This window comes from Ruegeria sp. AE4 (assembly GCF_056542185.1).
This window is the reverse complement of the sequence record NZ_JBQFZK010000025.1, coordinates 21,245-34,780: the sequence shown is the minus strand read 5'-3', so window position 1 is coordinate 34,780 and position 13,536 is coordinate 21,245. Positions and strand designations below refer to the sequence as shown.

Below are 13,536 nucleotides of genomic sequence, written 5' to 3'. Positions count from 1 at the left end.
AACAGGGAAACCTCGACCAACTCATGCAGAAAAACGGACCCTTCAAAAACCTCTTCGACCAACAGTTCAATAAACACAAACAAAAAGTCGCTCAGTAGTGAGAGGGTGCTGAAAATCGGGTGACCGGAGATGGGTACATCTGAATCGCGTTTCAGTTTTTGTTTGCGAGGCACATCTCCGCGCGTTGGTGTTGTGGCGCGGCAGACGGATCCGGGGTCAGCATTCGCCGCAATTTGGCGGCAAAACCTTAGGGTTGCGGAGACACCACTGTCCCACCAATAGCCAGCGTCAACCGGCGCGCGGCTTCCATCACCGGGCGGCTCAGCCGTTCGATTTCGGTTGCTCCGACGCGGCTGGTTGGCCCGGACACGGAAAGCCCTGCGACCGCCTCTCTGTTCATATCGAAAACGGGTGCTGCAATGCATCGCATACCTGTAGTCTTTTCTTCGTTGTCCACGGAAAAACCCCGCAATCTGATAGCTGCAAGATCTTTCTTCAACGCCTCGGGGCTGGTAATCGACTGATCCGTAAAAGCCTGTAAATTCGCGGCGGCCAACCTTCGGTTCAATCTGTCTTCGTCCATGTGGGCCAATAACGCTTTTCCGATGCCCGACGCGTGCATGGGTGACAATGTGCCGGGGGGAAAAAACGCCCGGATGCTTTCATGTGTTTCAACCTGGCTCAGGAACAGCACCAGACCTTCTTTCTCAATGCCCAAATTGGCGGTCTCGCTCGTGGTTTCCATCAGCTTGCGCATGATCGGCCTTGCCCGTTCCACAAGACTGGTACGGCGCAGAAACCGCGAGCCGATCACAAACGCCTGCGGGCCAATGTGCCAAACCTGTTCTTCATGGTCGAACTCGACCAGGCCCCTGCCCTGCAACGTCACGAGGATGCGATAAACGGTGGCCGGTGCCTGGCGCATTTCATCTGAAAGTTCAGTAAGAGCTTTGCCTTGGGCCTGGCTCAGATACTCGAAAACCTCCATCGCCCGATCCAGTGATTTGATCGTATTCTGCGCGGTTTTGTCATCCCACCCCCGCGGTCTTCCGCGGGCCTTGCGACGGAGCTTCGGGTCATTGTCTTGCGATTCCATAAAAACCCTCTGATCATTTATGAAAGACTATTTCACAGCATGAAAAATATAACCCACTGACAACTATAAGTTAAATCTCATTATACAAATTTTGAAATGCGTTTTCAAAAAAATTTCCAATCAGGCGGCTGGAACCTATTGTGCAGGCAAGGACGCAAGGAGACCATCCATGAGCTTTCAAAACCCCGTTTTCATCCCTGGCCCGACGAACATCCCGGAAAGCCTGCGCAAGGCGTGCGATATGCCCACGATCGACCACCGTTCGCCATTGTTCGGGCAAATCCTGCATCCTGCGCGCGCGGGCGTTCGGAAAATTCTGAAAAGCGACAGTGCCGAAGTCTTCATTTTCCCGTCGACCGGCACCGGGGGCTGGGAAACCGCCCTGACCAATACGCTGTCCGCAGGTGACAAGGTTCTGGTGGCCCGTAACGGCATGTTCAGCCATCGCTGGATCGATATGTGCCAACGCCATGGGCTGAATGTTGAGATCGTCGAAACCCCGTGGGGCGATGGGCTGCCGGCTGACCGGTACGAAGAAATCCTTGCCGCCGACAAAAACCATGAGATCAAGGCGGTTCTAGCCACGCATAATGAGACGGCAACTGGCGTGAAGTCGGATATCGCTGCCGTGCGCAAGGCGCTGACTGCTGCGCAACACCCGGCGCTGCTTTTTGTTGATGGCGTCTCATCCATCGCGTCGATGGATTTCCGGTTTGATGAATGGGGCGTGGATGTTGCCGTTACCGGGTCGCAGAAGGGTTTCATGTTGCCCGCTGGCCTTGCCATCGTCGGTTTCAGCCAGAAAGCGATGGAAGCAACCAAAACCGGCACCCTGCCCCGCACATTCTTTGACGTCCGGGACATGACCAAGGGATACACCAACAATGCTTACCCCTATACACCCGCTGTGGGGTTGATGAATGGCCTCAATCAAGCCTGCGCTATGCTGTTGAGTGAAGGTCTGGAGAACGTTTTCGCCCGACACCACCGGATTGCCGAAGGGGTCCGTGCCGCTGTGGGGGCGTGGGGGCTGGAGCTTTGTGCCAGCAGCCCGGCGGTCTATTCCGATACCGTAAGCGCAATCCGCACGCCGAACGGCTTCAACGCGACGGATATTGTCACGCACGCAGCTGAAAAATACGGCGTTGCCTTTGGCGTGGGCCTTGGTGAGGTCGCGGGCAAGGTGTTCCGGATCGGGCATCTGGGCAGCCTGACGGATGTCATGGCTCTGTCCGGGATCGCCACTGCTGAGATGTGCATGGTTGACCTGGGCCTGAACATCGACCTGGGGTCCGGAGTTGCTGCCGCACAGGAATACTATCGTGGCCATCCCGGTTCCGTTCAGAAGAACGCGGCATGATGAAGGATTGCACAATGTATATCCCAACCTATGAAGACATGCTTGCGGCACATGACCGGATCAAACCCCATATCCGCCGCACCCCGGTGCGAACCTCGGACTTTCTCAACGAACTGTCAGGCGCGCAGCTGTTCTTCAAATGCGAAAACTTTCAGGAACCGGGCGCTTTCAAGGTACGAGGTGCCACCAATGCGGTTTTTGGGCTGGATGAGAAACAGGCCGAAAAAGGTGTCGCCACCCATTCTTCGGGCAATCACGCCTCGTGCCTGTCTTATGCGGCGATGAAACGGGGCATTCCCTGCAACGTGGTCATGCCGCGGACAGCGCCGCAAGCAAAGAAGGACACGGTCCGCCGTTATGGAGGGAAGATTACAGAATGCGAACCTTCCACCTCGTCGCGCGAAGCGACATTTGCCGAGGTTCAGGCGGCTACGGGCGGTGACTTTGTTCACCCCTACAACGATCCTCGGGTCATCGCCGGCCAAGGCACCTGTTCGCGCGAGTTTATCGAGCAGACCGACGGTCTGGACGCAGTCGTCGCGCCAATCGGCGGCGGTGGCATGGTATCCGGAACCTGTTTGACCCTGTCCAATCTGGCCCCAGAAACAGCAATCATAGCGGCAGAACCTGAACAGGCAGACGACGCCTATCGCAGCTTCAAGGCCGGTCATATCATCGCGGATGATGCGCCAAAGACGATTGCTGACGGGTTGCTGGTGCCGCTGAAGGATCTCACCTGGCATTTCATTTCAAACCACGTCTCAGAGATTTACACAGCCTCCGAGCAAGAGATCATCGATGCGATGAAACTGACATGGAAGCACCTGCGGATTGTGATGGAGCCATCTTCGGCCGTTCCGCTGGCCACGGTTCTCAAAAACCCGGACGCCTTCAAGGGCAAGCGTGTCGGAGTGATTGTTACAGGTGGCAATGTCGATCTGGACCGGCTGCCCTGGATGAATGTCTGAATACACCCCAACAAAAAACTATCCCGGTATAGGATTACGGAGATGAAAGATATGAGCACTCTCGACCAGTTCGAAGTAGGTTACGATATTCCGGCCAAGCCCGGCATGGACGAAGCAGATATCCAGACACCCAGCCTGATTTTGGATCTCGACGCGCTTGAACGCAACATCAGGAAGATGGGCGATTATGCCAAGGCGCACGGGATGCGTCACCGCGTGCATGGTAAAATGCACAAGTCGGTTGACGTGGCCAAGCTGCAAGAAAAAATCGGTGGTGCCGTTGGTGTCTGCTGCCAGAAAGTTTCCGAGGCCGAAGTTTTCGTTCGTGGTGGGATCAAGGACGTTCTGGTTTCGAACCAGGTGCGTGACCCGGCCAAAATTGACCGCCTCGCACGCCTGCCAAAGCTGGGCAGCCGCATTATCGTGTGTGTCGACGATCTGGAAAATGTCGCCGACCTTTCGGCGGCGGCAGTCCGGCATGGAACACAGCTGGAAGTCTTCGTGGAAATCGATTGCGGCGCAGGGCGGTGCGGGGTCACAACGACGCCCGAAGTGATTGAAATCGCCAAGGCGGTTGAGGCTGCAGACAACTTGAAATTCAGCGGAATTCAGGCCTATCAGGGCGCCATGCAACACCTCGACAGCTATGAGGCACGCAAGGAAAAACTGGATACCGCCATCGCGATGGTCAAAGACGCGGTAGACGGCCTTAAAGCCGAGGGTATCGAGTGTGAGCTGGTTTCGGGCGGCGGTACGGGGTCTTACTACTTCGAATCCAACTCGGGCGTGTATAATGAGCTGCAATGCGGGTCTTATGCGTTCATGGATGCCGATTACGGTCGCATCCTGGATGAGAACGGCAACCGGATCGACCAGGGCGAGTGGGAGAACGCATTCTTCATCCTGACCAGCGTCATGAGCCATGCCAAGGCGGACAAGGCGATTGTCGATGCGGGTCTGAAGGCGCAGTCGGTGGATAGCGGTCTGCCTGTTGTTTTCGGGCGTGACGATGTCGAATACATCAAATGCTCGGATGAACATGGCGTCGTGATGGATCCGAGCGGGGCGCTCAAGGTCAATGACAAGCTGAAACTGGTGCCAGGGCACTGTGACCCAACTGCAAACGTGCACGATTGGTATGTGGGCGTCCGGAATGGCAAGGTCGAATGCGTTTGGCCGGTGTCAGCCCGCGGCCGCGCGTACTGAGCTTGAATGCTCAAAGAACAAACCGCCGGCCAAACATGGCCGGACAGTCGCCCGTGCGCGCCCGCTTTTGTCGGTGAATCGCACGGGCGCACGAATTCCAAGTGGAGAATGACATGCTGATCGTACCCGAGCGCGAAATCGCCAACCTCATGACCCGCGACGCGGCCTTTGAAGCCGTCGAACAGGTCTTTGCCTCCATGGCTGCAGGGGACGCCTATAACTTTCCTGTCGTGCGCGAAGCCATCGGACATGAGGACGCCCTGTACGGCTTTAAAGGCGGGTTTGACCGCGCCGGGCTGACACTGGGCCTGAAGGCCGGCGGGTATTGGCCAAATAACCTGGAAAAGCGCGGATTGATCAATCACCAGTCCACTGTTTTTCTTTTTGACCCTGACACCGGAAAACCGTCAGCGATGATTGGCGGCAACCTTTTGACGGCCTTGCGCACTGCGGCGGCCTCTTCTGTATCCATCAAGCACCTTGCCCGTGCGGACGCGCGGGTGATCGGTATGATCGGGGCCGGGCATCAGGCAACCTTTCAGCTTCGGTCAGCGCTGGAGACCCACACCTTTGAAAAGGTCCTTGGCTGGAACTACCATCCCGAGATGTTGCCGAACATTGAAAAGGTCGCCAATGAAGCCGGTGTTCCGTTTGAAGCGGTCGAACTTGATGGCATGACCGAGGCGGATGTCATAATCTCGATCACCTCGGCTTTTGCACCATCGCTGATGGCAAACCATGTGAGCCCCGGAACGCATATCGCGTGCATGGGAACGGACACCAAGGGCAAGCAGGAAGTCGAGGCGGCGTTGTTGGCCAAAGCATCCGTATTCACAGATGAAATCGCACAGTCAATTTCGATTGGCGAGGCGCAACACGCCGTGGCACAGGGCCTGATCAGAGAAAGTGACCTGATCCAGTTGGGTGCGGTCATCAACGGAACGAATCCGGGCCGAACATCAGACGATCAGATCACCTTGTTCGATGGCACAGGCGTCGGTCTTCAGGATCTGGCGGTTGCTGCATCTGTTGTCGAGCTGGCCGTACAGAAAGGCATCGCGATTGAGGTCGATTTCTGACGACATCCCCTTGTGGTCGCCAAGGCGGGCGTCGAGTAACGCGTTACATATGTGAGCGATGGGCAAGCCTGCCAGACCTGAAATCAAAAAGCGGCGCGCTCAGTGCGCCGCTTATTCATTTACAAGTCCGGGCCGAACCGGTCAGACGTGATCGTCCTGTTCGATAGAGCCCAGCCCGTGGCCTGCCATTCCACCGGACACCTCTTCCGTCGCTTCATCCGAAAGCTCTTCGGGCAGAACCAGATTCAGGACAATGGCAATGATCGCAGCAGGCAAGATCCCGGATGTCGCCAGAACTTTGAGAGTTCCGGGCAGATGCTGTAAAGCGCCGGGCTCTAACTGCAAGCCCAGACCAAGGCTGAGTGAAATCGCAAAGATCACCATGTTGCGGCGATTCCACGTCACGTCCGACAGCATCGAGACACCGGCTGCAACCACCATACCGAACATCACGATCACACCACCGCCCAGAACCTCGATCGGAACGGATGAGATCACCGCGCCGATCTTGGGGATAAGCCCGCATATGATCAGGAACAGGGCACCTATGGTTACGACCGTGCGGCTCATGACACCGGTCATGGCGATCAGGCCAACGTTCTGACTGAACGACGTGTTCGGCAGGGCCCCAAAGACGCCTGATACCGCAGTTCCAAGACCATCGGCAAAAGTCGCGCCCTGAATTTCCTTGTCGGTTGCCTCGCGTCCCGCGCCCCCCTTGGTGATACCGGACACATCCCCGACCGTTTCTACAGCCGATACAAAGGACATCGCACAAAACCCGATGATCGCCGCGAATGAAAACTCGATACCGAAGTGAAATGGGTTCGGCATTGCAAACGGAGCCGCGCGCCCAACATTGCCCAAATTTACCTGACCCAGTGCGAATGCCACAACATATCCGACCAACAGGCCAATCAGAACCGCCGACACCGACAACATACCGCGGGCGAAAAACTTCAGGCCCAGCGTAACAACAATCACAGTTCCGGCCATGAGCCAGTTCAGACCAGAGCCGTATTCTTCGGTACCGATGGCGGGTACACCCCCTGCGGCGTACTGGACGCCGACCTTGACAAGCGCAAGCCCGATCATGGTCACGACAAGACCGGTAACCAAGGGCGGAAGCGCAAAGCGAATTCGGCCAATGAACAACCCAAGGCTGGCATGAAACAGGCCGCCTACGACTATACCACCCATCAATACAGCAATCGCGTCAACGCCCTTTCCAACCACCAACGGGATCATGATCGGAATAAAGGCAAACGACGTTCCCTGCACGATTGGCAGGCGGGCGCCAACAGGCCCCAGCCCAATGGTCTGGAACAGTGTCGCAACGCCCGCAAAGAACATCGACATCTGGATCATGTAAATCATCTGCGGGAAATCGGGGCTGTTTGAACCAAACCCGAAACCCGCCGCACCGCAAACGATGATGGCTGGCGTGACGTTGGAAACGAACATCGCCAGCACGTGTTGAATTCCCAAAGGGACCGCCTTCAGAATTGGCGGGGTGTAGTTCGGGTCGCGGAGCTGCTCCGGCGTCCCTAAAGTTGCATCTGACATCGCGTTTTTCCTCCCAAAAAAACTACGTGGACCGGCCCCTCTTCCGGCAATGTCCCTTATTCAGTGATCGTGTAGGCGTTCTGGAACCAATATTCCTCAAGGTTGGGCCCGTTTCCTATTCGGTCGACCACGGCGAACAACCCGGGGGGATGAAGCGGTGTCAGTACCCCGTGCCAGGTGTTCCGATGATAATTCACGCCCTGTCCGGGCGCGGTCATGAATGCAACCGGCTCACCCGGTACACCCGCGTTGTCGGGCGCTACGACAACGACAAAGGGTTTATCTGAAAGCGGTAGAAAGGCCTGGCTGCCGTCGGGATGACGCTCGACCATTTCAAGTTTGATGGGCAGGTCGAAGGCCTGGGATTGGAAAACGCTGATCCCTGCGCGCCCCTCATGGAAATCCAGTTGGGCGCGATCATGGTATCGCGCGCATTTTCCCTGATTGATGTATTTGTCCACCGCGCCAGACACTTCGATGACATCGCCGAACGGTGCAAAGACCTCGGCGGTCAGTGGCCGGAGTTTCAGCGTGGATGTCATTGCGCGAATTTCTCGATCAGCCGCAACTCGGCAATCCGTTCGACCTGACGGCAGGCCTCGGCGAATTCGGTGTCTCGATCACTGTCTATCCGACGGCGAAAAGCCTCCAGAATGGTTGCTTTGGTGTTGTCCTTGACCGCAATGATAAAAGGAAAGCCGAACTTGGTCGTGTAGGTGTCGTTCAAGGCCGTGAAGGTCGCACGCTCTTCATCCGTCAGCATGTCGAGACCTGCTCCGGCCTGTTCTGCCGTGCTTTCCTTGGTCAGACGACCCGCAGCAGCAAGTTTGCCTGCCAGATCCGGGTGGGCTGTCAGGACGCCAAGCCGCTGCTCGGCTGTGGCAGATCGGAATACGCGCGCCAGAGCATTGTGAACCCCTGCGGCATTGTCATGCGTGGGACCCAGCTCCAGATCAAAGGCCGCTTGGGCAATCCACGGGCTGTGTTCGAACACGCCGCCAAATTCGGCGACAAAGGTTGGCTGGTCCATTTCCGACGGGGTCAGCCGTTGACTTGGCGGATGCATTTGCGCCCAATGATCAGCGATTTGTTCGCGGGTGGCAAACCAGACCCCGTCATGTTTCTTGAAGTGGTCGAGTGCGCGTTTCAGGGCCATGGCGCGACCAGGGCGGCCGATGAGGCGGCAATGCAGTCCGATCGAAAGCATCTTCGGCACGCCCGCTTGGCCTTCGGCATAAAGCATGTCGAAGCTGTCCTTGAGATAGCTTTCAAACTGTTCGCCGTTGGTATAGCCCGCCTGAATTGCAAACCGCATATCGTTGCAATCCATCGTGTAGGGCACGATCAACTGATCCTTGCCACCGGCCTTGACCCAATAGGGCAAGTCGTCGGCATAGCTGTCGGCAATATAGGCCAGCTCGCCTTCGGCGGCGGCCAGATCGACCGTGTTCATCGAACAGCGGCCCGTGTACCAGCCACGCGGGGGCTTGCCGACGACCTCGGTATGAAGCCGGATCGCCTCACGGATCTGGGCGCGTTCTTCTTCCGCGTCCATGTCCTTGTGCTCAACCCATTTCAGGCCATGGCTGGCAATCTCCCAGCCTGCGGCCTTCATCGCCGCAACCTGCTCCGGTGCACGGGCTAATGCTGTGGCAACGCCATAAACCGTGACAGGAAGGTCCTGCAAAAGCCGATGCACCCGCCAGAACCCTGTGCGGCTGCCGTATTCGTAAATGGATTCCATGTTCCAGTGCCTTTGCCCCGGCCAAGGGGCCGCACCGGTGATTTCGGAAAGAAACGCCTCGGATGCGGCATCCCCGTGCAAAACGTTGTTCTCGCCGCCTTCCTCATAGTTCAGGACAATCTGAACTGCGATTTTGGCCCCGTTTGGCCAGTTTGCGTTTGGCACTTGCCGGCCATAGCCGGTCATGTCTCGTGGATACCGCGTCACATCAATTTCCCTCTTGCTGAAAAGACGAATAACCCAAACAATCACCTATGTTTTTCAAAAAATACTGTAAGCAGTCTTTTGACAGACTGCCTTTGCCTGCCGCGAAGGTATTGCAATAGTAACAGCAATGCTTAGCGAGAGGTGCAAATGGCCGGTTACCTTACAACACATGTCCTGGATACGGCGCGGGGCTGCCCTGCCAGTGGGATGAAGATCGAGTTGTTCCGGATCAACGGAACAGACCGCACGTTGCTGAAAACTCTGCTCACCAACGAGGACGGCCGCACCAATGAACAAATTCTTCCCGAGGCCGAGTTCTCGACGGGCGAATACGAGTTGATGTTTCATGCGGGCGAATACCTCGACACCACTGGCGTGCCACCTGAAAGCCCGCGTTTTCTGGACTTGATCCCGATCCGGTTCGGGATGTCCGAACACGCCCACTATCATGTTCCGCTGCTACTTTCGCCTTTCAGCTACGCGACCTATCGCGGCAGCTGAGCGTTGCACCGCGTGATCCTGTAGACTGACATTGTATTGTTATTTTTGATACTGCTTGATCTTTCGTAGCAATACCCGATGAAACCTCTGTCGCCTAGAGTGCCAAAGAACTTGGATATGTAGGAGCAACGCCATGTATGACCTGGCTGTTTTGTGGGAGTGGATGGCCTTTTCCGTCCGCTGGCTGCATGTGATCACGGCGATGGCGTGGATCGGCGCGTCATTCTATTTTATCGCGCTCGACCTGATGCTTAAGCCGAACCCTGCCTTGCCAGAAGGGGCCTATGGCGAAGAGTGGGAGGTGCACGGGGGCGGGTTCTATCACACCGTCAAATATCTTGTCGCACCCGCGCGTATGCCCGAGCACCTGACCTGGCACAAATGGCAGAGCTATACGACGTGGCTTTCGGGTGCGGCCTTGCTCATGATCATATATTGGGTCGGGGGCGAGTTGTTCCTGCTTGATCCGACCAAAGCGGATCTGGCGTTGTGGCAGGGGATATTGATTTCAGGCGGGTCACTGACCATCGGCTGGCTGCTTTACGACCAGATGTGCAAGTCGCGCCTGAGTGAGCAACCCACCGCGCTGATGCTGTTGTTGTTCTTGATTCTGGTGGCCATGTCCTGGGGTTACAATCAGATTTTTACCGGTCGTGCCGCGCTTTTGCACCTGGGTGCGTTCACCGCAACCATCATGACGGCCAACGTGTTCTTCCAGATCATGCCCAACCAGCGGATCGTGGTGGAAGACCTCAAGGCCGGTCGGACGCCGGATGCCAAATATGGGAAAATCGCCAAGGTGCGTTCGACGCACAACAACTACCTGACCTTGCCTGTCGTGTTCCTGATGCTGTCGAACCACTATCCTCTGGCCTTTGGCACCCAGTATTCATGGATCATCGCCAGCCTGATCTTTCTGACCGGCGTGACCATCCGTCACTACTTCAACACGATGCACGCAACCGGGAAAGGGCCGCACTGGACCTGGGGTGTTACTGTCATCCTCATGATCGTGATCGCATGGCTGTCTTCTGTCAGAACCGGCGAGACATGGGAGGACGCCGAAGCAAGGGCATTGACACCTTACGAAGAAAAATTTGCGTCGGCTGCTGGGTTTGAAGAAGCCTATGACACCGTGCTGGGCAATTGTTCGATGTGTCATGCCCGCGAGCCGGTTTATGGCACCATGAAATGGGCCCCGAAGAAAGTTTATTTGGAAACGCCGGGCGATGTAGCCCGGCACGCCGACCAGATTTACCTGCAGGCCGGGATCAGCCATGCCATGCCACCGCCTTCAGCGGTTCAAATGGACGTGGAAGCGCGCCAAACCATCATCGCATGGGTGCGCGAGGTCAGAGGGCAGTAGGATTTTCGCAGGACGTCCTGTCCTTCGCTTCCTACCCCCTGCCGCGGGACAAATACCCAGTTTCTAACGCTCAAACAAAGCAGGTCGCGCAAGACCTGATGCCGCCCCGGGCCTAGCGCGATGGCGGGGTCAGCCATTGGGCCGACATGCCAAAATTCGAGTTCTTCAACTCTTGCTTGGCAATCGCCTGCAAATGCACCTCGTCCGGACCATCCGCATATCGCAGCGCGCGTGCCCAGGTATAGCTGTCGGCCAGCGGTGTATCCGGGGTCATGCCCATCGCCCCAAAGACCTGCATCGCACGATCCGTGACAGCAGCATGCACATTGGGTGCCACCACCTTGATCAATGAAATTTCACGGAACGCTTCTTTGGCGCCCACCTGATCAATCTTCCAGGCTGCTTTCAGGGTCAGCAACCGCGCCTGTTCGATCTCTAACCGGGATTTGGCGATCCACTCGCGGATCACGCCCTGTTCTGCAAGCTGCTTGCCAAACGCTTTCCGTTCCTGCGCGCGTTCGACCATCAGGTTAAGCGCCATTTCCGCCGCACCGATCGAACGCATGCAATGGTGGATGCGACCGGGACCAAGCCGGGCCTGCGCCAGAGCGAACCCGCTGCCTTCCTCGCCCAAAAGATTGCTGACCGGAACGCGCACATCCTTGAAGACCAGCTCGGCATGGCCTTCGGGGTCGTGCATGTTCAGAATGGTGGGGTTGCGAACAATCTCAAAACCGGGCGTGTCCTTCGGGACAATGACCATGCTTTGTTGTTTGTGCCGATCCGCATTGGGATCCGTTTTGCCCATCACGATAAACAATCTGGTGTTTGGGTGGCAGGCGTTTGTTATGAACCACTTGCGGCCATTGATGACGTATTCATCCCCCTCACGCCGTATCGAAGTGGTAATATTGGTCGCGTCCGAACTGGCCACATCCGGTTCAGTCATCGCAAAAGAGGATCGGATTTCACCGTTCAACAGCGGCACCAGCCACGTCTCGCGCTGTTCCGGAGTGGCGAACATGTGCAACAGTTCCATGTTGCCGGTATCGGGCGCGCTGCAATTGAACACTTCCGAAGACCAGGCCACCTGCCCCATAAGTTCGGCCAGCGGCGCGTATTCCAGATTGCTCAGCCGGGTGCCGGGTTCATCGTCGCGCAGGCTGGGCAGGAACAAGTTCCACAACCCTTCGGCCCGGGCCAACGCCTTGAGATCTTCCATAAACGAAACCGGGAAACTGCCTGCCGCCATTTCTTCTTTGTGATCGCGTATGCGCGGGTAGATATGCGCCTCCATAAACGCTTTCAGGCGGTCATACATTTCCGTGGCGCGCGGCGATGGGGCAAAATCCATGGCGGTTCCTTCCGGTGCGTTGTGGCGGTGATGTCCTCAAACTCTGCTCGCGCCAGAACGGCCGCCAAGGCACTGTCTTCTGGTGAGTTTAATCCGGCGCTTGATTACGCTCAGTTTGCGCAATCATTCCGATATGAAAAGAGGAAAATACCAATACCGCAACCTGCCGGCGTGAAACGTCAGGTCATTGCTCTCAGAACCGGGTGGACTAACAATACCTAAGGGGATGATCGGGCCGCATCGGAGATTTGCACCGCCGGGCGAGCTTCTCATCGCCCGCGCCCGGAATTGCCTCTCAACCCGCCTTTGGTGTTCACACTGAACTAGACCGGTGGTTTGAGGCCCAGCTGTTTCACGGCGGCACCTGCCGTCTGAACCCAACGCTCTTTCAGTGCGTTGTTGCCATTGTGGCGCAAGCCCAGCGATTTCAGAAGCTCAAACCGTTTCAGATCATCGCCACCAAAGGACACAGCGACACGGGGCCACCAATAGTTAACCGCATCCTGCATCTGCTCTGTCTCTCCGTTCCTGGAAAGCTTTACAGCACCTTCCAACGCCAACGCGCCATGATGGGCTTCGACCGGGGCGATGCTGCGGAAAGCTTCAGCCAACGGTTGATAGGAAACCATTGAAAACTCGGCCAGTTGTTCCATGACCGCACGGCTCATCAGCATGTTCATGATGACCGCGTCGGTCCAGCCCGAGATCGGATAATTGAATACGGCAAGACGCATGTCATGTGCGCTGCGGGTCGCGCCGATATCTGCGTCACGATTCAAGCGAGCCGTCCACGGATGATGTGTGGCATATCTCTCGGTATCGGCCCCAAACTCACCCATTATCCTGAGAACCTGATCGGCGTGATCCGTTTTCTCAAGAACAATCCTGGCGGCTGCGATCCGTTCCTTGATGCCCGGCCCCTGATTGATGATGTCGGCGAATCCGGCAGCACCGGCAAGTTCGCTGTCCACGAACGTGGCCATCAGCTTCATGAGTTCGGCGCGGTAGCGTGGCGGAACATTGGTTGGGTTGGTCAGCACACCGCCTGCGGCCAGATAGCTGTCGAGTGTCATGGTGTCAGTCATCGGT

The 13,536-nt window shown here is 56.8% G+C and carries 12 protein-coding genes; 6 read left to right on the top strand and 6 right to left on the bottom strand.

Going from position 1 to position 13,536, the window contains the following annotated elements; translation table 11 throughout:
• Nucleotides 1–247: 247 nt before the first annotated feature.
• The gene (bhcR, locus tag ACR0EK_RS19250) at nt 248–1,096 is read right to left on the bottom strand and encodes an HTH-type transcriptional regulator BhcR (RefSeq protein ID WP_480539962.1); all 849 of its coding nucleotides are present in this window, start codon (nt 1,094–1,096) and stop codon (nt 248–250) included.
• A gap of 169 nt (nt 1,097–1,265) precedes the next feature.
• Here bhcR and bhcA point away from each other — a divergent pair, with 169 nt between their 5' ends.
• The 4 genes from bhcA to bhcD all read left to right on the top strand — a co-directional run bounded on the left by bhcA (nt 1,266) and on the right by bhcD (nt 5,709).
• The gene (bhcA, locus tag ACR0EK_RS19245; RefSeq protein ID WP_480901053.1) at nt 1,266–2,456 is read left to right on the top strand and encodes an L-aspartate--glyoxylate aminotransferase BhcA; all 1,191 of its coding nucleotides are present in this window, start codon (nt 1,266–1,268) and stop codon (nt 2,454–2,456) included.
• Nucleotides 2,456–3,424, top strand: a complete 969-nt coding sequence (gene bhcB / locus ACR0EK_RS19240) for a beta-hydroxyaspartate dehydratase BhcB (protein ID WP_480774451.1) — start codon at nt 2,456–2,458, stop codon at nt 3,422–3,424. The genes bhcA and bhcB overlap by 1 nt, the downstream gene beginning before the upstream one ends.
• Nucleotides 3,425–3,466: 42 nt before the next feature.
• A complete protein-coding gene (gene bhcC / locus ACR0EK_RS19235; RefSeq protein ID WP_267366574.1) occupies nt 3,467–4,630 on the top strand; it encodes a 3-hydroxy-D-aspartate aldolase BhcC in 1,164 nt (387 codons plus the stop codon).
• Between the two features lie 113 nt (nt 4,631–4,743).
• The gene (bhcD, locus tag ACR0EK_RS19230; protein WP_480774440.1) at nt 4,744–5,709 is read left to right on the top strand and encodes an iminosuccinate reductase BhcD; all 966 of its coding nucleotides are present in this window, start codon (nt 4,744–4,746) and stop codon (nt 5,707–5,709) included.
• 141 nt (nt 5,710–5,850) lie between these two features.
• Here bhcD and ACR0EK_RS19225 read toward each other — a convergent pair whose 3' ends face one another.
• The 3 genes from ACR0EK_RS19225 to puuE are packed head-to-tail and all read right to left on the bottom strand — an operon-like array spanning nt 5,851 to nt 9,226.
• Entirely contained in the window at nt 5,851–7,275 is a 1,425-nt protein-coding gene (locus tag ACR0EK_RS19225) for a uracil-xanthine permease family protein (protein ID WP_480507713.1), read from the bottom strand.
• A gap of 56 nt (nt 7,276–7,331) precedes the next feature.
• The gene (locus ACR0EK_RS19220) at nt 7,332–7,817 is read right to left on the bottom strand and encodes an ureidoglycolate lyase (protein ID WP_480774441.1); all 486 of its coding nucleotides are present in this window, start codon (nt 7,815–7,817) and stop codon (nt 7,332–7,334) included.
• On the bottom strand, nt 7,814–9,226 hold the full coding sequence (gene puuE, locus ACR0EK_RS19215; RefSeq protein ID WP_480489198.1) for an allantoinase PuuE: 1,413 nt from the start codon (nt 9,224–9,226) through the stop codon (nt 7,814–7,816). Before puuE ends, ACR0EK_RS19220 begins: the two co-directional genes overlap by 4 nt.
• 147 nt (nt 9,227–9,373) lie before the next feature.
• On the opposite strand from puuE, the gene uraH reads away from it, so the two are divergent.
• Nucleotides 9,374–9,727: a hydroxyisourate hydrolase gene (uraH, locus tag ACR0EK_RS19210; protein ID WP_480489200.1), complete on the top strand. Its 354-nt coding sequence runs from the start codon at nt 9,374–9,376 to the stop codon at nt 9,725–9,727.
• Between the two features lie 133 nt (nt 9,728–9,860).
• Nucleotides 9,861–11,093 carry a urate hydroxylase PuuD gene (locus tag ACR0EK_RS19205; RefSeq protein WP_480484850.1) on the top strand — a complete coding sequence of 411 codons (1,233 nt, stop codon included), beginning with the start codon at nt 9,861–9,863 and terminating at the stop codon, nt 11,091–11,093.
• Between the two features lie 112 nt (nt 11,094–11,205).
• Here ACR0EK_RS19205 and ACR0EK_RS19200 read toward each other — a convergent pair whose 3' ends face one another.
• Nucleotides 11,206–12,447 (bottom strand): acyl-CoA dehydrogenase family protein, encoded by a 1,242-nt coding sequence (locus ACR0EK_RS19200; protein WP_480484851.1) that lies wholly within the window; start codon nt 12,445–12,447, stop codon nt 11,206–11,208.
• 323 nt (nt 12,448–12,770) lie between these two features.
• Complete coding sequence (locus tag ACR0EK_RS19195) at nt 12,771–13,532, bottom strand: Phenylacetic acid catabolic protein (protein WP_480484852.1); 762 nt, start codon at nt 13,530–13,532, stop codon at nt 12,771–12,773.
• Nucleotides 13,533–13,536: the final 4 nt, after the last annotated feature.

Coding starts and splice junctions, on each gene's coding strand:
- ACR0EK_RS19195 (WP_480484852.1), bottom strand. CDS start 13,532: ATGACTGACACCATGACACTCGACAGCTATCTGGCCGCAGGCGGTGTG.
- bhcA (WP_480901053.1), top strand. CDS start 1,266: ATGAGCTTTCAAAACCCCGTTTTCATCCCTGGCCCGACGAACATCCCG.
- ACR0EK_RS19225 (WP_480507713.1), bottom strand. CDS start 7,275: ATGTCAGATGCAACTTTAGGGACGCCGGAGCAGCTCCGCGACCCGAAC.
- ACR0EK_RS19220 (WP_480774441.1), bottom strand. CDS start 7,817: ATGACATCCACGCTGAAACTCCGGCCACTGACCGCCGAGGTCTTTGCA.
- ACR0EK_RS19200 (WP_480484851.1), bottom strand. CDS start 12,447: ATGGATTTTGCCCCATCGCCGCGCGCCACGGAAATGTATGACCGCCTG.
- ACR0EK_RS19205 (WP_480484850.1), top strand. CDS start 9,861: ATGTATGACCTGGCTGTTTTGTGGGAGTGGATGGCCTTTTCCGTCCGC.
- bhcB (WP_480774451.1), top strand. CDS start 2,456: ATGAAGGATTGCACAATGTATATCCCAACCTATGAAGACATGCTTGCG.
- bhcR (WP_480539962.1), bottom strand. CDS start 1,096: ATGGAATCGCAAGACAATGACCCGAAGCTCCGTCGCAAGGCCCGCGGA.
- bhcC (WP_267366574.1), top strand. CDS start 3,467: ATGAAAGATATGAGCACTCTCGACCAGTTCGAAGTAGGTTACGATATT.
- uraH (WP_480489200.1), top strand. CDS start 9,374: ATGGCCGGTTACCTTACAACACATGTCCTGGATACGGCGCGGGGCTGC.
- bhcD (WP_480774440.1), top strand. CDS start 4,744: ATGCTGATCGTACCCGAGCGCGAAATCGCCAACCTCATGACCCGCGAC.